The following is a 19272-nucleotide window of genomic DNA, read 5'->3' as shown; positions in this document are numbered from 1 at the left end:
AATTTTTAGATTGGCTGAAAGATTCTTAGATGACTCCGATAATAACAGTAAGAAATATTGTGAGTGTAGGAGGATTGAGTCAAATGCGAATATCGTCACAAGCACCCATTGAGAATGTCACAACTACAGTTATACCGCAAGACAAGGCATCTATTGTCGAAGTGGGTGACATGGATAAAATGATTAAAGTGCAACAGCAGTCACCACAAGAGGAACAGCCAACTAAAGAAACGTTAGAAAGAGCAGTAAATGCGCTCAATGAATTTATGGAGTTTCATAGCAAAAGCTCAAAATTTGTATTACACGATGGGCTTAACCGTTACTTTGTACAAGTAGTAGACACCATAACAGATGAAGTGGTACGTGAAATCCCACCGAAAACACTGTTGGATGCCTATTACACAATGCAAAAGTATTTGGGAATGGTTGTAGACGAAACAATTTAAAATCTTGATTACTGGGAGGTAATATAAATGGTAAACCGTGTAGGTGGATTAGCATCAGGTATGGATATTGATGCTCTTGTAGAAAAATTAATGTCGGCAGAACGAGTGCCACTAAACAAATTAAATCAAAAGAAAACAACATATGAATGGCAACGTGATGCTTACCGTGGAATAAATACAAAACTTAGTACATTTAGTAACTATTTATTTGATAACTTTGGATTATCAAGTAGTTTTGGGAAAAAAACGTCCGCTGTAACAGGAATTCATAGCAATAAGGTTTCAGTTAGTGCTGGATCAGGTGCTTCAGGTGCATTGGATATTCAAGCTGTAAAACAATTAGCAAAGGCAGCTAAAGCTGATATTGCAACTGCTAAAGAAACATCAAACCGTTATGCTAAGAATGATGATTCATTAAAGTATCTTTTTGAAGAATCTCTTGGAGGCCCTAATCCCGGTATTAGTGCTGGGGATAAAATTACTTTGAATGTTACAACTAAAGATGCTGATGGTAATGTAACTACAACCCCAAAGACCATTGAGATTACTGATGGTATGACTGTTGGAGGTTTTGTTAAAGCACTAGAAGGAATAGGTTTAGATACCTCTAGTTACGATGAGTCAACTGGTAGATTTAAAATTTCAGGTAAAGATGCATCATTCACTATTGCGGATTCAAATAGTGCAGATAAATTAAAATTATTTGGTTTCTCTACTTCTACTACAGTTGGAGGAATAAAAGTGAAGAATGGTGACGAAGAAGTAGTTGCCCCTAAAACAACAGATTTAAATACGCTTAATATTAATCCAGGCACATACAATTTCAAAGTTGGCGACAAAAATGTAGCAATTGAAGTTAAAGCAGGCGATACCATTGAATCATTACTTACTGAGCTTAATGACGAAAATGGCATTAGAGCTTCTTATAATGAAGCAACAGGAAAACTATCAATTACAGCTAGTAACCCGGGTGAAACTGTTACGGCTGCAGACAAAGATTCATTTGAAATGTTAAGCAACTTAGGCATTAAATCAACTACATCACAAAGTAGTGCGCATATCGTTAAACTAAAAACTACTGATACGGTACAAACTCCATCAGGAACAACAGCATTAGGGCATTTAGGACTTAAAGATGGTTCAATTACTTTAGATGTAGTACAAGCGGATGGCACCATGAAGAAGACAAAAGTTACATATAACTCAACAGATACAATTGATACTTTTGTTAAGCGTTTAAATAACTCTGGAGCAGGTGTAACAGCTATGTTCTCCCAAGGGCAGATGTCACTTGTTGCGAATAATACTGGTAAAGCTAAGGATCCAAATGTTCTAGGTGAGATTCAACTCGTTACAAATATTAAAGACGAATCTGGAAATGATATTCCAGTTGACGGTAGTAAGGAACTCTTTGCTGCGTTAGGATTTATAAAGGATGATACAAAGGAAGAGGGTATTGATAGTAAAGGGACCCAATCTATTAATTTATCTAGCAATAATAGCGGCCAAAATGCTATATACGCAGTCAATGGTTTAGTTATGGAAAGTCAATCCAATACAGCTAGTATATCAGGCTACAGTGTTACATTAAACGATACGTTCAATAATGATGCTATTCGTGGTGATAATAGTTTAGATACGACAAAGGTAACAGGGAATGTAAGCGTCACTTCGAATAATGATATCGATTCTATGGTAGATAAAATAAAAGAATTTGTTTCAAAGTATAATGAATTGATTGAAGGCATGAATTCACAACTTAAAGAAACCAAATATCGTGATTATCCACCTCTAACTGCTGAACAACGTAAGGATATGTCAGAAAGCGAACAAAAGTTATGGGATGAGAAAGCGCAAAGTGGGCTTTTGAGAAGTGATTCTATTATCCGTAATGGCTTAAGTGATATGCGCAATTCTATCTATGGACAAGTTAATGGATTAGGCGATCAAGTCATTGATACATTGGCTGAAATGGGTATCACTACTTCAAATAGCTATACTGATGGTGGTAAGCTTGTCATCAATGAAACAAAATTACGTAAAGCTTTAACAGATGATCCAGATCTTGTATCGAAAACCTTTACACAAGCTGGTGCGAAAGACGCGCCTGAAGGAGACACTAGAGGAATTATTAAACGTTTACGTGATTCAATGAGTGATTTTACAAAAAACATTGAGCGTAAAGCTGGCCGTGCTACTATGACTGATAACCAGTATTCTATTGGTAAAAGCCTTCTAGATACGGATAAACGTATTACAACTCTCACGGACCGCCTAAAAGACGTTGAAGCACGCTATTGGAAACAATTCTCTGCAATGGAAGTAGCAATCAACAAAGCCAACTCACAATCGTCAATTTTCGCGCAATTTGGCGGACAATAACTGGTATAATAGTAGTAAACATTTTGAAGGAGTTGTATGATTTTGGCAGCACAATCAGCGCATCAAGCCTATAAACAAAATAGTGTGACGACGGCATCCCCTGGTGAGCTTACATTAATGCTTTATAATGGATGTATTAAGTTTTTACATAAAGGTAAACTTGCTATTGAGGCTAAAGATGTAGAAGCAAAGAATACGAATCTATTAAAAGCGCAAGCAATTATCTCTGAATTAATGTCAACGTTGAACATGGATATTGAGATTTCTGAACAAATGCTGAATTTATATGAATATATGAATCGTCGTTTAGTTGAAGCGAATATCAAAAATGATGTAGCAATAATTGATGAAGTTGAGGGCTATGTTGTAGAATTCCGTGATACATGGAAAGAAGTTATACGTTTAAATCGTCAACAACAATTTACAGGGAATCAGATTTGATGGGGAACGTGCAGCAATTGCTAATTGCTTCTGAACAGCTTTATTCACACCTAACTAATTTACCAGCTGATAAAGACCGTGATGCTTTTATCGAGAAGATAGATACTCTATTGGATGCTCGTGGAGCCATCATAGATGATTTGCAGGTTAACGAACCGGATGCATTGAATAATCATCCACTTTTAAAGAACCTGATTGAATTGGATAAAGGAATTCAAGAACGTCTTTTGAAAGTGAAAAATTTGATTAAAGCTGATATGCAGCAACTCCAAACAACTAAAGCTTCGGAGCAAAAGTACACTAATCCATATGCATCTGTTCGTACGATGGATGGCATGTATTATGACCGAAAAAAATAACTTCAACCCTCCTCACCCAACGAGGAGGGTTTTATAATCACTTATACCTGTCGATTTACCAATATAAACAATTTAATTATAATAAAATTACATAAAAAGAGAAGGTGAGTTCTGATGAAATATAATCGTTTGGAGTCGTTTCGCCATATTCTTCAAGAGCCTGTGAAAGCTGAATTTCGTTTGTGTATGGATGGCAAGGAACAGGGTAAATTATCGAGTAAAGCTGACTGTTTGATTTTAGATATGAGTCCGAGTGGCTTGAGATTATCAACACCTCTAAATTTGCCTGCGGAGAATTATTTAATTCGAATGGAGTTAATGTTTGTTCTTTTTTCGAAGCCTATACGTACAATAGGTGAAGTGAAATGGAAAAAATCAGGTAATGGCTCGTATGTATATGGCATTGATTTAGAAGAAGATGAATCGGTTGAAGAGATGATTATTTCAGAACTCAAAGCGAGACGACGCACTGAAGTGATGACTAATAAACCGTCTTCTGATAATTGAGTGTTCAATATTTCGACAAAATTCTGCAGAATTCCTAAATTTTTTAAAAGTTTTTTACGGTTTAAGAAGGAGTTTTTAGGGAAGTGTAGAATTAGTAAGACATGGTTGAAATAAAGGAGGAGTTTACATGCTAACATTTAACATTCGTGGTGAAAACATTGAGGTGACTCCAGCAATTCGAGAGTACGTTGAAAACAAGATTCAAAAAATGGAGCGTTATTTCAACGAAGATTTCGAAGCAACAGCTAACGTTAACTTGAAGCTTTACAATGATAAGCAAACTAAAGTTGAAGTAACTATTCCTATGAAAAACCTAACATTACGTGCTGAAGAGCGCAATGCAGATTTATATGCAGGTATTGATTTAATTATCAACAAACTTGAGCGACAAATTCGTAAACACAAAACAAAAGTGAACCGAAAATTCCGTGAGCGTGAAGGTGTAGGCTATTATTTTGCTACTGTTCAATCATCACCGACTGCAGCGGCTGTTACTGAAGAAGAGGACGAATTAACAATCGTGCGTACTAAACAATTCTCATTAAAACCAATGGATCATGAGGAAGCTGTTCTTCAAATGAACCTACTTGGTCATGATTTCTTCATCTTTACAGATGCAGAAACAGATGGTACGAACATAGTCTATAAACGTAGCGACGGCAAATACGGCTTAATTGAAACTAACTAACCATTAACTATTTTCATCCCTCATTTAAAATGAGGGGTGTTTTTTTATGCGAAAAAAACGAATTTCATAAAACTATATTTATTGAAAAATTACTTTATATACCAATAAAATATTTATATTGCAATATTTTTTCCATGTAATAAAATAGGTATATATTAGTTCTAATGTATTATTTGGTGAGGTGTGTTAGTGGTTAAAAAGTTTTGGTTGAATGAAATAAGCTTTACTTGGAAAGTTTTAGTACCTATGTTAATCGTCGTACTTTCTTTTTTTATACTTACTGCAACTTATACATATTCGAATACAAAGAAAATGCAATTACAACAATTGGAAAAGGAACTTTCACATGAAATACAAAGTATTGAGAAACAGTTTTCAAATGAGTTATTTCAGAAAAGGTTGATTGCTGAGCGTATTGGTGAAAAGAAGGAAGTAGAAGCGTACTTACAAAAAGCGTATACACGTGACAATGCAAAACTTTATGACTCAAATAATTCTGTACAGAAATTATTAGATGATGCTAAAAGTAAGAGTAGTTATATTGATCTTATATGGATTACTGATGCTAATGGAGAATTTATGACAGGGAATTCAGGATTATTGGCTGAAGATATGATTGGTATAAAAAAACGTTCTTGGTTAACACTAGCTACAAAAAACGAAGGAGTTATTTATACAAAACCCTATCAAGATGAACATACGAAAACGCGTACAATTAGCGTAATTTATCCAGTTACCACAAATGATAAGAGATTAGGCTATATAGCCATTGATATGGCTCTAAATAAGATTTTACCTACCGCTAAAACAGGTGGTATTACGGGTCAAAATATCGTTCTCTTCTCTTCAGATGGACAAGTCTTATTCGATGAGAATCAAATCTGGCCATTATTTAAAAAAGAGCATATTCCATTGAACATAAGCTCACAGGTATCTATTGATAAAGGTAAATATTATGTCGAATTACGCAAGGTGAGTAATAGTGATTGGAAGATGGGTGTTTATGTTCCCGAAGAGAAAGTTTTAGCACCTTTAAAAGATTTCCAAAAGAGAAATGTTTTCTTCTGGTTGGTCGCTATTCTTATTTTACTTTTTGTCATTAAAGCTGTGATGACTTATTCAATGAAAGATTTTAATTCCGTAGTTGACCAATTAAAGCATATTGAAAAGGGAGATTATACAAAGAAATTCAAAATTCAACGCCGAGATGAAGTAGGACGAATAGCAGATGCAGCGGAACAAATGGGTAATCAAATACATAAGCAGATGGAAATTTTGAATTTTCAAGCAAGCTTTGATATGCTAACTAAATTACCAAATCGCTCTTCCATTGAGCGTCGAATAGATGTCGGAATTCGTCATTGTCGCTTGCAAAATGAAGAAATGACTGTCGCTTTTATTGATGTTGATAATTTCAAAGAAGTAAATGATACACATGGTCATGCTTATGGTGATGAGTTATTAATTCAAGTCGGACAACGTGTACAAACGAGGCTAAGTAAAAGTAGTTATTTAGGTCGCTTCGGCGGTGACGAATTTATCTTATTACTTAAAGCAAATTGTGAAGCTAGTCAGCAAAAACTAAAAGAAATACTGATATCATTCAATGAACCATTCATTTTGAATGGCCATGATGTATTCGCTACTGCTTCTATAGGCGTTGCAGTATATCCGAGAGATAGCAAATCAAGGGCAGGGTTATTAGCGAAGGCAGATACGGCTCTTTATGAAGCGAAGAAACAAGGGCGGAACCGTGTTGAGTTTTTCCAAGGTGAGATGCAGGAAATTTTTGAAAAGAAGATGCGTTTAGAGGCGGGGTTACGGACCGCACTTGAAAATAATGAATTTGAGTTATTCTTTCAACCCCAATTAAATGTTTCCTTAGGTTACATGGCGAGTGCAGAGGCCTTAATTCGCTGGAATCATCCAGAATGGGGAATGGTGTCACCTGATGAATTTATTCCTTTAGCGGAGAGTTCTGGCCAGATACGTTCAATTGGCGCTTGGGTCATAGATGAAGGTATTAAGATGGCAAAGATGTTAAAACAGCATTATCCAAGGTTACATCGAATCGGTTTAAATATTAGTTCGGTGCAACTAAGGGAACGGAATTTTGTAGAGCAAGTAAAAACAGCAATTGCAAAATACAATATTGATCCTTCATTAATTGAGCTAGAAATTACAGAATCCGTTGTCATCGATCGTTTAGAGGAAACAATTGAAAAACTTTTAGCGTTAAAGAAATTAGGAATCGCTCTTGCCTTAGATGATTTTGGGACAGGCTATTCGTCACTAAATTATTTACGTCGTTTGCCAATTGATCGAGTAAAGCTAGATCGTTCGTTTATTCAAGAAATGGATGAAGATCCTAAAATGGCAACAATGGTGCATTATATTATTGAAATGGCGCATAGTTTAGGACTGAAAGTTGTGGCGGAAGGTGTCGAAACAGAGAAGCAAATGCAGATGTTAAATATGCTTCAAGTCGACAAGGTACAAGGCTATTTTTATAGTAGACCTATAACACAAGAAGGACTTTTCACATTTGTAGATGAAAAATATGGAGAAATTCAATTGTAAAATAACTAGGGTTCATTTGCACTGAGTATCAAATCAGTGTTAAAATGAGCTTTGAGACTATATGGGATGTGAAGATAAATGCTTGGCATATTAAATAAAGTTTTCGATTTTAATAAACGTGAAATTAAACACTTATCAAAAGTTGCAGATGCTGTTGAAGCGTTTGCTGGACAAATAGAGAAATTATCTGATGAAGAATTGAAAGCAAAAACAGAAGAATTTAAAGAGCGCTATGCAAATGGTGAAGATTTAGATTCGCTTCGTCCTGAGGCATTTGCCGTTGTTCGTGAAGGAGCTCGCCGTGTTTTAGGTATGTTCCCATTCCGCGTACAGCTTATGGGGGGCGCAACCCTTCATGAAGGTAATATCGCTGAGATGAAAACGGGTGAAGGTAAAACGTTAACTTCTACTTTGCCTGTGTATTTAAATGCAATCACTGGTAAAGGTGTTCATGTAATTACGGTCAACGAATACCTTGCAAGTCGTGATGCTGCAGAAATGGGTAAACTATATGAATTCCTTGGTTTAACTGTAGGTTTGAACTTAAATAGTTTATCTAAAGATGAAAAACGCGAAGCATATAATTGCGATATTACTTATAGTACAAACAATGAGTTAGGATTCGATTACTTACGTGACAACATGGTTCTTTATAAAGAAGAGCGCGTGCAACGTCCACTTTACTATGCCGTAATTGATGAAATTGACTCCATCTTAATTGATGAAGCGCGTACGCCTTTGATCATTTCTGGACAAGCTGGAAAATCAGCTCAACTGTATAAACAATCAAATGCATTTGTACGTACTTTAAAAATAGATGAAGATTATACGTATGAAGAACAAACAAAAGGTGTTACGTTAACCGAGAAAGGTATTGAAAAAGCTGAAAGTGCATTCAATATCGACAACCTGTTTGATTTAACACATGTAGGTTTAAACCATGCTATTAACCAATCGTTAAAAGCACACGCTTCAATGCATCTTGATGTAGACTATGTCGTTCAAGACGGGGAAATTGTGATCGTTGACTCTTTCACTGGTCGTTTAATGGATGGTCGCCGTTATAGCGATGGTCTTCACCAAGCGATCGAGGCGAAGGAAGGTCTTGAGATTCAAAATGAATCGATGACAATGGCAACAATAACGTTCCAAAACTACTTCCGTATGTATGAAAAGTTATCTGGTATGACAGGTACAGCGAAAACAGAGGAAGAGGAATTCCGCAACATTTACAATATGCAAGTTGTGACAATTCCAACAAATAAACCGATTGCTCGTGATGACCGTCCTGATTTAATTTACGCTTCTATGAAAGGCAAGTTTGAAGCTGTTGCAGATGATATTGCTGAACGCCATAGAAATCAACAACCAGTTCTAGTTGGTACAGTTGCTATTGAAACATCTGAATTGATATCGCATTTGCTAACAAAACGTGGCATTCCACATGAAGTATTAAATGCGAAAAACCATGAACGTGAAGCTGAAATTATTGCAGAAGCAGGTTCAAAAGGAGCAGTTACAATTGCAACAAACATGGCTGGTCGTGGTACAGATATTAAATTAGCTGATGGCGTCTTAGATATCGGCGGTTTAGCTGTAATTGGTACTGAACGTCATGAATCGCGTCGTATCGATAATCAGTTACGTGGTCGTGCTGGTCGTCAAGGTGACCCTGGTGTGACTCAGTTCTATCTTTCACTTGAAGATGAATTAATGCGCCGTTTCGGTTCTGATAATATGAAGAACATGATGACTAAACTTGGTATGGATGATTCTCAACCAATTCAATCGGGTATGGTATCTCGTGCTGTAGAATCAGCGCAAAAACGTGTTGAAGGTAACAACTTCGACTCTCGTAAGCGTTTATTACAATATGATGATGTTATGCGTCAACAACGTGAAATTATCTACAAGGAACGTTACGAAGTACTTGAAACGGATAATATGCGTGATTTAGTTGAAACGATGATTGATGAAGTGTTAGTGAACACAGTAAATGCATATACTGCATCAGATTCGGAAACGGATTGGAACTTAAAAGCAATCGAAGACTTCGTTGCAGCGAATTTATTACCTGAAGGGGTTATCACTGTTGAAGATTTACAAGGTAAATCAGTTGATGATATCCTAGATGAAATTCGCAAAGAAATTAAAGCGCACTATGATGAAAAAGAGGCAGAACTTTCACCAGAGCGTATGCGTGAGTTTGAAAAAGTAATTTTACTTCGTGCAATTGACTCTAAATGGATCGATCACATCGATGCTATGGATCAATTACGCCAAGGTATCCATTTACGTGCATACGGTCAAACTGATCCACTTCGCGAATACCAACAAGAAGGTTTCGAAATGTTTGATGCTATGGTTGAAGCAATCCGCGTAGATGTTGCAAAATATGCGATGAAAGCTGAAATCCGCAGCAATTTAGAACGTGAAGAAGTGGCGAAAGGCCAAGCTGTTAACCCTAAAGAAGACGGCGAAAAAGTGAAGAAAAAACCAGTCCGCAGCAAAGATGCCAATATTGGTCGTAATGATTTATGTCCATGTGGTAGCGGTAAAAAATATAAAAACTGCCATGGTGCAGTTTAATAAAGCCTAATTGTATGATTAAATGAATAGGTGGCAACTAACAAAACATGGGGGGATTTTATCCTCTCATGTTTTATGCCGTCCTAAGGGGTAATCATTAGGCAAAGATTATTGTGAAATAATCAAACCAAATTTGGAGGAATACAAAAAATGTTTGAATTAGCAGACGTGCGTAACGAGTTAGACAATTCAGCTAAGAAATTAGCGGACTTCAGGGGGTCTCTTTGACTTAGAAAACAAAGAGGCACGAATACAAGAATTTGACGAATTAATGCTTGAACCAGAGTTCTGGAACAATCAACAACAAGCACAAAATATTATTAATGAGTCAAAAGGCTTAAAAGAAGTTGTGAATGAGTATAAAGAATTAGAAGATACACAAGAAAACTTAGAAATGACACTAGAATTATTACGTGAAGAACCTGATGAAGAATTACAAGAAGATTTAGCCGTGGAGTTAAAAGAATTCGTAGCACGTTTAAAAGAATTCGAACTACAGTTATTATTAAGTGAACCGTATGATAAGAACAACGCAATCTTGGAACTTCACCCGGGCGCTGGTGGTACCGAGTCACAAGATTGGGGTTCGATGTTATTACGTATGTATACACGTTGGGCTGAAAAACGCGGCTTTAAAGTTGAAACAATGGATTATTTACCAGGCGATGAGGCCGGCATCAAGTCGGTTACATTGGCTATCAAAGGGCATAATGCATATGGCTATTTAAAAGCTGAGAAAGGTGTTCACCGTCTTGTACGTATTTCGCCTTTCGATTCTTCAGGTCGCCGTCATACTTCATTCGTATCATGTGATGTGATGCCAGAATTCAACGACGAAATTGAAATTGAAATTCGCACAGAAGACTTGAAAGTTGATACGTACCGTGCAACTGGTGCAGGTGGTCAGCATATTAACACGACTGACTCCGCTGTTCGTATTACACACACACCAACAGGTACGGTTGTTCAATGTCAGGCTGAACGTTCACAAATTAAAAACCGTGAAAAAGCAATGGGTATGTTAAAAGCGAAGTTGTATCAATTGAAAATTGATGAACAACAAGCGGAATTGGACGAAATTCGTGGAGAACAAAAAGAAATTGGCTGGGGTAGTCAAATTCGTTCATACGTATTCCACCCATATTCAATGGTAAAAGACCACCGCACAAGTGCTGAAACAGGAAACGTGCAAAATGTTATGGATGGTGACATTGATCAATTTATCAATGCTTACTTACGATCTAAACTATAATTTATCTATGAAAAGCCATTCGACGGAGTAATTCGTTGAATGGCTTTTTTGCATGTAAAAAGGGTATGCTTCCTACTTGCAATTTCTTATAAACGTAGTAAAATACAAAGTAAGAACAAATGTTCCTATTTTGGAGGTGGAAGCATGTCGCGTATCCCAAATGAAGCTCTTGTAGTGCTTGAAACAGTTATCTACTTACCAATGGTACTATCCATTTTCGAAAGAGACTGTAAAGCATTTGAACAAGGAACATTCAAATTGAAGCGGCCATATATCGATTTAGTGCATGAAGCGATGAAACAGGTGCAAAGTGAATTACATGCAGCTCATCAATATTTGCAAAAAAACCGGCTTAAAATTATGCGAGGAAATCGTGATGAGTTATTTTCTGAATATATCTTCATTTACAATAATAATGAAGAACATCGTCGGTATTCTAATATTCGATTACGTAATCGGGTAGAAGAATTGTTATCAATTTATTTAACAAAAGTTCAATTTAAAAAAGAGAAGGACGTTTAATCTCAAAACGTTGTTGTAAAAAGTATGCCATTGCTAGTTGAGTTCTCATTGTGATGACTGATACGTCTACTTCGACATCTTGTCCGTTTTTAAAAGACACGAGACTTTTTGATGGACCAGCATCTTCAAAAAACTCAATTGCATGCATAGCAAACCAAACGTTATAATGCGAACTAGGCGATAAAGTGGGCATGAAAATACAAGGTGTACCATAATCATATGCAACAACAATCGGTAGCTTATGGCGTGCGCCAAGATATTCTTTTGACTTGTTCGTAGCGAGCTTAAAAGAAGTACCATAGTCAGAGCAAGATTTATGTATCACTCGAGCTGGCCTTGCATCTACAAGAAATTCCCTCTCCTTTTCAACTACTCTTGTGTAAATGTGATTACCCTCGAAAACTGGCATAAGGGCAAATGTACTAAAAGACAATGTGAAATTCGATAATTTCGTCAGTTTTTTATCCAATACTTGTTCCTCCTTCCGAATATAATTGAAATCAGTATAATTTCACTATCATTTTAACTATAATTGGTATAAAGTGCAATGGTAAAGTGGAATATATAATTAAAATTTCCTATATATTACCTCTATTATAAATTAAGATTGCTTATTTTTCTGAAATTTCTTATAATAGAAAAAAGGCATTCGAGGTGAGATCGTTGGATAAATATTATTCCTATACCGATTTTCTAAAAGCTCTTGGACGAACTGACAACACGAATAATGCTGAAAAATTATTAGATACGATCTATTTAGATTTGTTTTTAAACCATATACATCGTGCACAAACGGAAGAGTATCTATTAGCTTGCATTGACTCAGCCCTAGATGAAAGAAATGAAGTCGCCTTTTATAAATACGCAAAAGAATTAGAGAAATTGCAGACAACCGCCGGATAAGCATTGTTAAACAATTAATGATAAAAGAAATACTCGTATAAGTTTCCAACTTATACATAGAGAATTACAGCATAAAAAAATCGTTCCAAAATTGGAGCGATTTTTTTTATTGATAAAATTATTTGGAAAATAAAAAAGTGTAAACAACATGGAGTGGACAGATAGAATCTTGTTTTTAAATTGAAATTAACGAAAGTAAAAGAAGTGAATAAATCTCAAAAAAATTAATGGATTGGGAGTACAATAATTGGCAAAACAACGAAACTAGTTTGAAAAACATATGTTCGCTTATTGCTCGATATTTCCAATTTGCTATGTTAAAATATATGTAATTAGTAACAAGGAGGACGTGGCTATGGTTCAGGCATTTGATTTACATTCACCATACAAGCCAAATGGCGATCAGCCAGCAGCAATAGCAGAGCTTGTCGAAGGTGTTCGTCAAGGTAAACAACACCAAACCTTACTAGGAGCAACTGGTACAGGTAAAACATTTACAATTTCCAATGTTATAAAAGAAGTCAAAAAGCCGACCCTTGTGATAGCGCATAATAAGACACTTGCGGGTCAATTATATAGTGAATTTAAAGAATTCTTTCCAAATAATGCAGTAGAATATTTCGTCAGCTATTATGACTACTATCAGCCAGAAGCTTATGTACCACAAACTGATACATATATCGAGAAGGACTCTAGTATTAATGATGAAATTGATAAGTTGCGACATTCGGCAACATCTTCATTATTTGAAAGAGAAGATGTTATCGTCATCGCATCTGTTTCTTGTATTTATGGTCTCGGTTCACCAGAAGAATATCGAGAAATGGTGTTGTCCATCCGAACAGGGATGGAAATCGAAAGGAATCAATTGTTACGTAAACTTGTAGATATTCAGTATGAACGTAATGATATTAATTTCACCCGCGGTACATTTCGAGTACGCGGTGATGTTGTCGAGATTTTCCCAGTATCTCGAGATGAGAGATGCTTACGCGTAGAATTTTTCGGTGATGAAGTAGAGCGTATTCGTGAAGTTGATGCGTTAACAGGTGAAATTATCGGTGAACGTGAACATGTCGCTATCTTCCCAGCATCCCACTTCGTTACGAGAGAAGAAAAAATGGTCAAAGCCATTGAGAATATTAAAGATGAATTGAAGGAACAACTTGAGAAACTTCGTGAGGAAGATAAATTACTAGAGGCACAACGCTTAGAACAAAGAACAAATTATGATTTAGAAATGATGAGTGAAGTGGGCTTCTGTTCAGGCGTAGAAAACTATTCTCGCCATTTAACGCTAAGACCAGCAGGCGCAACACCTTACACATTATTAGATTACTTCCCAGAGGACTTTTTGCTAGTGGTAGATGAAAGCCATGTTACATTACCACAAATCCGGGGAATGTATAACGGTGACCAAGCGCGCAAAGGTGTTTTAGTTGATCATGGATTCCGATTACCATCAGCACTTGATAATAGACCGTTAAAATTTGAAGAATTTGAGAAACATGTTCATAACGCGATTTTTGTTTCTGCTACACCAGGACCTTATGAATTAGAACATACACCTGACATGGTAGAGCAAATTATTCGTCCAACTGGTCTACTTGATCCTGAGATTGAAGTACGACCGATTGAAGGTCAGATCGATGATTTAATCCATGAAATTAATTTACGGACTGAAAAAAATGAGCGTGTATTAATTACAACATTAACGAAAAAAATGTCAGAAGATTTAACGGATTATTTAAAAGAAATTGGGATTAAAGTACAGTACTTACACTCAGAAGTAAAAACGTTAGAGCGAATCGAAATCATTCGTGAATTACGTATGGGAGTATACGACGTATTAATCGGTATTAACTTACTACGTGAAGGTATCGATATCCCAGAAGTATCTTTAGTAGCCATATTGGATGCAGATAAGGAAGGCTTCCTACGTTCAGAACGTTCGCTCATCCAAACAATTGGACGTGCAGCGCGTAATTCGAACGGTCACGTTATTATGTATGCAGATCGTATGACGGATTCGATGACAAAAGCAATCGACGAAACAAATCGCCGTCGCACAATTCAAGCTGCCTACAATGAGGAGCATGGGATTACGCCAAGAACCATTCAGAAGGAAATTCGCGACGTCATTCGTGCAACACAGGCAGCTGAAGAACAAGAAACATATGTAACGAAAGTATTGAAGGGTAAAAAGCTAACAAAGCAAGAAAGAGAAACGCTTTTACTTTCATTAGAAAAAGAAATGAAGGATGCAGCAAAAGCGCTCGACTTCGAACGTGCAGCAGAACTTCGTGATACAATCCTGGAACTGAAATCGGAAGGATGAAGGAATTGAAAAACCAAGAAATTATCGTTCAAGGTGCACGTGCAAATAATTTAAAAAATATAGATGTTAAAATACCGCGAGATAAGCTAGTTGTTATAACTGGCTTATCGGGTTCTGGAAAATCATCTCTAGCATTCGATACAATCTATGCAGAAGGTCAAAGACGTTATGTGGAGTCCTTATCTGCATATGCTCGCCAATTTCTAGGGCAAATGGACAAACCGGATGTTGATGCAATCGAAGGTCTCTCACCAGCTATTTCTATTGACCAAAAAACAACAAGCCGAAATCCACGTTCAACGGTTGGAACAGTCACAGAAATATATGACTATTTGCGCCTATTATATGCGCGTGTGGGCAAACCAATTTGTCCGAATCACGGTATAGAAATTACGTCACAAACTGTGGAACAAATGGTTGATCGTCTTGTGCAGTATCCTGAACGTACGAAAATGCAATTGTTGGCTCCAATGGTTTCAGGGCGAAAAGGGACACATGTGAAACTTCTTGAAGACTTGAAAAAGCAAGGGTATGTCCGAGTTCGAGTTGACGGAGAGTTGCGTGATTTAGATGATAATATTGAATTAGACAAAAACAAAAAGCATAGTATTGAAGTGGTCATTGACCGTGTTGTTTTAAAAGAAGGCGTGGAAGCCCGTTTAAGTGATTCTCTTGAAACGGCACTTAGATTGGCAGAAGGTCGTGTAATGGTTGATGTAATGGAGCATGAGGAGCTACTATTCAGTGAACATCACGCTTGTCCAATCTGTGGCTTTTCAATTGGCGAATTGGAACCGAGAATGTTCTCGTTCAACAGTCCTTTTGGTGCTTGTACAAAATGTGATGGCTTAGGAACAAAATTAGAAGTAGATCCAACACTTGTAATACCTGATTGGAGCCGCTCATTAAATGATAATGCGCTTGCTCCTTGGGAACCAACAAGCTCGCAATACTATCCTCAACTGTTAAAAGCAGTTTGTGATCATTACGACATCGATATGGATATGCCAGTTGAAGACATACCGAAAGATAAAATGGATAAAATTTTAAATGGTTCAGGCACGGATAAAATCCACTTCCATTATGAGAATGACTTCGGAAATGTTCGTGACCAAGAAATTATTTTTGAAGGTGTCCTACGTAATATTGAAAGACGCTTTCGTGAAACGACTTCTGACTATATCCGTGAGCAAATGGAAAAGTACATGGCACAGCAACATTGCCCATCTTGTAAAGGATACCGCTTAAAACCTGAGACATTGGCGGTTAAAATTGATAGCAAACATATTGGAGAAGTGACGGACTATTCTATTAAAGATGCATACTTTTTCTTCTCGACGCTATCGCTTTCAGAGAAGGATATGCAAATTGCCCGATTGATTTTACGTGAAATACTAGAACGTCTAGGCTTCCTCATTAACGTTGGGCTTGATTATTTAACATTAAACCGAGCTGCGGGTACATTATCAGGTGGGGAAGCGCAGCGTATTCGCTTAGCAACTCAAATTGGCTCGCGCTTAACCGGTGTTCTGTATATTCTTGATGAGCCATCCATTGGCTTGCATCAACGGGATAATGACCGTTTGATTGATACACTAAAAAACATGCGTGATATCGGCAACACATTGATTGTAGTCGAGCATGATGAAGATACAATGCTTGCAGCTGATTATTTAATTGATGTTGGTCCAGGGGCTGGTGTACATGGTGGAGAAATCGTCGCTGCTGGAACACCTGCTCAAGTTATGAAAGACAAACATTCATTAACGGGGCAATATTTAAGTGGCAAAAAATTCATTCCACTCCCAACAGAACGTCGTAAGCCAGATGGACGTTTCATTACGATTAAAGGCGCTAAAGAAAATAATTTAAAAAATGTTAAAGCGGATATTCCACTTGGTTTATTTATTGCTGTAACTGGAGTTTCAGGATCAGGGAAAAGTACGTTAATTAATGAAATTCTATATAAATCGCTAGCGCAAAAGCTGAACCGTTCGAAGGTGAAGCCAGGTGAAGTGAAAGAAATTACAGGTATCGAACAGCTTGAGAAGGTAATTGATATCGACCAATCGCCAATCGGTCGTACACCGCGTTCAAACCCAGCGACATATACAGGTGTCTTTGATGATATTCGTGATGTATTTGCAACAACGAATGAGGCAAAAGTACGTGGCTATAAAAAAGGTCGCTTTAGCTTTAATGTCAAAGGTGGACGTTGTGAAGCTTGTCGTGGTGACGGAATTATTAAAATTGAAATGCATTTCTTACCTGATGTTTATGTACCTTGCGAAGTATGCCATGGTAAGCGTTATAATCGTGAAACATTAGAAGTAAAATATAAAGATAAGAGTATCGCCGACGTTTTGAAAATGACCGTTGAAGATGCAGTGGAATTTTTCACAAACATTCCTAAAATATCACGCAAGTTACAAACGATAGTTGATGTCGGTTTAGGCTATATGGAACTTGGGCAGCCTGCGACAACCTTATCAGGAGGGGAAGCACAGCGTGTGAAATTAGCGTCTGAGTTGCATAAACGCTCTAATGGTAAGTCCATTTATATATTGGACGAACCGACGACAGGATTGCATGCAGAAGATATCGCTCGATTATTAAAAGTATTACAACGTCTAGTTGAAAGTGGTGATACTGTGTTGGTAATTGAACATAATCTGGATGTTATTAAAACAGCTGATCATCTAATTGATTTAGGTCCAGAAGGTGGCGATAAAGGCGGTATGATTATTGCAACTGGAACACCTGAAGAGGTAATAAAAGTGAAAGAATCTTACACAGGACATTATTTGAAGCCGATTATAGAGCGCGATCGAGCACGTATGGATAAAGTATTGACAACAGCTACAAATAAGTAGAGACAAATTTTCTGGGTATATGAAACTTTTTCCATGAACTTTCGTAAATAATAGTAATAAGTAGAAGGAGGCCGAAAAATGCAAAGTGAGCGTAAACGCATTTTAACATTGCTTGAAAATGGCACCATTACAGCACAAGAGGCAATATTACTACTAGAAGCTTTGGGAAATAAAACAACTACTAATACATCAACTGGAGCGAATTATACAAGTTCCAGCCAAACTGAAATGAATCAACAAGTAGGGCAATCACAACCTGAAAGAGAACAAAAACAAACAAATTATGATGACTTCTTTGAGAAAAAGGAAGAACCAAAACAACAGTCAACTAAACAAAAATCTACTTCAGAGCAAGAATTCTTTGAAGAAATTAAACAAGATTTCTCGCAATTTAGTGCAAAGTTTATGGACTTTATGAATACGGCTGTCTCAAAAGTGAAAGACATTGATTTTGACTTTTCATTTGGTGAAAAAAATGCATTCGAACAACGTTTTGATCTAGATAATGCGGAATTTACACATATTAGTGTGGATATTCCGAATGGTCAATTGCAAATTAAACCTTCTGTTGATGCAACCGTACATGCAGAATGTCGCGTACGTCCTACAATCGTTCGCTCGGGTGAAGATTTACAGAAGGAATTTCTCAATAAATTTATCTTCACGAATGATCAAGGGAAACTACGCATTATTAGTGATTTGAAAGCAATGCGTGTTGATATTGTCCTATATGTACCGATTAGACGATACGAAGCAATTTCAGCGAACTTATTTAATGGTAATTTTGTATTAACTGATTTGGATGTCAGTAAACTGAAGGTTAAGACAAAAAATGGTCTGATCGGTTGTGAAAGATTCGCATTTAAGAGTGCTGAGCTAGAAACTGCTAACGGTGCTATTAAAGTGAAGGATGTAGCAGGAGAAGACCTTGAAGCTGAGACGTTAAATGGCCAAGTGTATATTGACGGTGCAATTCGAGATATTGAAGCGAAATCTATCAGTGGCCATGTTGTAGTGACTACTCGTGCAATTGATGCGACAAGAATGAAGGCACAAACCGTTGCAGGTGCTGTGGAACTTTATATTCCAAGTACATTGTCACTAGAAGGAGAAGTTTCTTCTAACCTAGGTAAAATGGATGTTCAATTGTCAGATGTTCAATATCGCAATGAGCATGAGCAGTTTTTACAAAAATCGGTGCGCTTCTCTAAAAAGTTACTAGATACTTCAACATTAACGATTGATGGTGAAACTAAAACAGGATCTGTCGTTGTTCGATATATTTTGTAATAAAAATTAATTTTTAGCGAAGGAGATTCTATCTCCTTCGCTTTTTTAATACATATTTTTGATTAATTCGCTATGACAGTAAATTATTTTTGTAATAAGCTA

Annotated in this window: 15 protein-coding genes; 14 read left to right on the top strand and 1 reads right to left on the bottom strand. The window is 36.7% G+C overall.

Annotated elements, in window-relative coordinates; genetic code table 11:
- Window positions 1-83 precede the first annotated feature (83 nt).
- From AC3IS5_RS17475 to AC3IS5_RS17430, 10 genes are all read left to right on the top strand, one after another.
- Window positions 84-446: a flagellar protein FlaG gene (locus AC3IS5_RS17475; protein WP_489425528.1), complete on the top strand. Its 363-nt coding sequence runs from the start codon at window positions 84-86 to the stop codon at window positions 444-446.
- A gap of 27 nt (window positions 447-473) precedes the next feature.
- Complete coding sequence (fliD, locus tag AC3IS5_RS17470) at window positions 474-2828, top strand: flagellar filament capping protein FliD (protein WP_489425527.1); 2355 nt, start codon at window positions 474-476, stop codon at window positions 2826-2828.
- 36 nt (window positions 2829-2864) lie between these two features.
- Window positions 2865-3269 (top strand): flagellar export chaperone FliS, encoded by a 405-nt coding sequence (gene fliS, locus AC3IS5_RS17465; RefSeq protein WP_489425526.1) that lies wholly within the window; start codon window positions 2865-2867, stop codon window positions 3267-3269.
- On the top strand, window positions 3269-3628 hold the full coding sequence (gene fliT / locus AC3IS5_RS17460) for a flagellar protein FliT (RefSeq protein ID WP_489425525.1): 360 nt from the start codon (window positions 3269-3271) through the stop codon (window positions 3626-3628). The genes fliS and fliT overlap by 1 nt, the downstream gene beginning before the upstream one ends.
- A gap of 114 nt (window positions 3629-3742) precedes the next feature.
- Entirely contained in the window at window positions 3743-4135 is a 393-nt protein-coding gene (locus AC3IS5_RS17455) for a PilZ domain-containing protein (protein WP_489425524.1), read from the top strand.
- A 127-nt stretch (window positions 4136-4262) separates the two neighbouring features.
- Window positions 4263-4823, top strand: coding sequence for a ribosome hibernation-promoting factor, HPF/YfiA family (gene hpf / locus AC3IS5_RS17450; RefSeq protein WP_489425523.1), 561 nt, complete (start codon window positions 4263-4265; stop codon window positions 4821-4823).
- Window positions 4824-5012: 189 nt separating this feature from the next.
- Window positions 5013-7403, top strand: coding sequence for an EAL domain-containing protein (locus AC3IS5_RS17445; protein WP_489425522.1), 2391 nt, complete (start codon window positions 5013-5015; stop codon window positions 7401-7403).
- A gap of 78 nt (window positions 7404-7481) precedes the next feature.
- Window positions 7482-9992 (top strand): preprotein translocase subunit SecA, encoded by a 2511-nt coding sequence (gene secA / locus AC3IS5_RS17440; protein ID WP_489425521.1) that lies wholly within the window; start codon window positions 7482-7484, stop codon window positions 9990-9992.
- A 150-nt stretch (window positions 9993-10142) separates the two neighbouring features.
- A protein-coding gene (gene prfB / locus AC3IS5_RS17435; protein WP_489425520.1) for a peptide chain release factor 2 occupies window positions 10143-11244 on the top strand; the annotation gives its coding sequence in 2 pieces (ribosomal slippage) (window positions 10143-10217 and window positions 10219-11244; 1101 coding nt in all).
- Window positions 11245-11388: 144 nt separating this feature from the next.
- A complete protein-coding gene (locus AC3IS5_RS17430) occupies window positions 11389-11766 on the top strand; it encodes a YhjD family protein (RefSeq protein ID WP_489425519.1) in 378 nt (125 codons plus the stop codon).
- Here the strand turns inward: AC3IS5_RS17430 and AC3IS5_RS17425 are convergent.
- The gene (locus AC3IS5_RS17425; RefSeq protein WP_489425518.1) at window positions 11744-12235 is read right to left on the bottom strand and encodes a competence protein ComK; all 492 of its coding nucleotides are present in this window, start codon (window positions 12233-12235) and stop codon (window positions 11744-11746) included. The genes AC3IS5_RS17430 and AC3IS5_RS17425 overlap by 23 nt on opposite strands.
- A gap of 185 nt (window positions 12236-12420) precedes the next feature.
- Between AC3IS5_RS17425 and AC3IS5_RS17420 the strand changes: the two genes are divergently transcribed.
- The 4 genes from AC3IS5_RS17420 to AC3IS5_RS17405 all read left to right on the top strand — a co-directional run bounded on the left by AC3IS5_RS17420 (window position 12421) and on the right by AC3IS5_RS17405 (window position 19170).
- Window positions 12421-12669: an IDEAL domain-containing protein gene (locus tag AC3IS5_RS17420; protein WP_489425517.1), complete on the top strand. Its 249-nt coding sequence runs from the start codon at window positions 12421-12423 to the stop codon at window positions 12667-12669.
- 355 nt (window positions 12670-13024) lie between these two features.
- Complete coding sequence (gene uvrB / locus AC3IS5_RS17415) at window positions 13025-15007, top strand: excinuclease ABC subunit UvrB (protein WP_489425516.1); 1983 nt, start codon at window positions 13025-13027, stop codon at window positions 15005-15007.
- Window positions 15008-15012: 5 nt separating this feature from the next.
- Window positions 15013-17880, top strand: a complete 2868-nt coding sequence (uvrA, locus tag AC3IS5_RS17410) for an excinuclease ABC subunit UvrA (RefSeq protein ID WP_489425515.1) — start codon at window positions 15013-15015, stop codon at window positions 17878-17880.
- 78 nt (window positions 17881-17958) lie between these two features.
- Window positions 17959-19170: a DUF4097 family beta strand repeat-containing protein gene (locus AC3IS5_RS17405; protein ID WP_489425514.1), complete on the top strand. Its 1212-nt coding sequence runs from the start codon at window positions 17959-17961 to the stop codon at window positions 19168-19170.
- Window positions 19171-19272 lie beyond the last annotated feature (102 nt).

It is taken from the genome of Viridibacillus sp. KH_047, assembly GCF_057838945.1.
Note: the sequence above shows the minus strand (reverse complement) of the source record. Positions and strands in the feature narration are given on the sequence as shown.

Excerpts from the sequence above, each read along its gene's own strand:
- AC3IS5_RS17475 (WP_489425528.1), top strand. The coding sequence starts at position 84 with ATGCGAATATCGTCACAAGCACCCATTGAGAATGTCACAACTACAGTT.
- fliD (WP_489425527.1), top strand. The coding sequence starts at position 474 with ATGGTAAACCGTGTAGGTGGATTAGCATCAGGTATGGATATTGATGCT.
- fliS (WP_489425526.1), top strand. The coding sequence starts at position 2,865 with ATGATTTTGGCAGCACAATCAGCGCATCAAGCCTATAAACAAAATAGT.
- fliT (WP_489425525.1), top strand. The coding sequence starts at position 3,269 with ATGGGGAACGTGCAGCAATTGCTAATTGCTTCTGAACAGCTTTATTCA.
- AC3IS5_RS17455 (WP_489425524.1), top strand. The coding sequence starts at position 3,743 with ATGAAATATAATCGTTTGGAGTCGTTTCGCCATATTCTTCAAGAGCCT.
- hpf (WP_489425523.1), top strand. The coding sequence starts at position 4,263 with ATGCTAACATTTAACATTCGTGGTGAAAACATTGAGGTGACTCCAGCA.
- secA (WP_489425521.1), top strand. The coding sequence starts at position 7,482 with ATGCTTGGCATATTAAATAAAGTTTTCGATTTTAATAAACGTGAAATT.
- AC3IS5_RS17430 (WP_489425519.1), top strand. The coding sequence starts at position 11,389 with ATGTCGCGTATCCCAAATGAAGCTCTTGTAGTGCTTGAAACAGTTATC.
- uvrB (WP_489425516.1), top strand. The coding sequence starts at position 13,025 with ATGGTTCAGGCATTTGATTTACATTCACCATACAAGCCAAATGGCGAT.
- AC3IS5_RS17405 (WP_489425514.1), top strand. The coding sequence starts at position 17,959 with ATGCAAAGTGAGCGTAAACGCATTTTAACATTGCTTGAAAATGGCACC.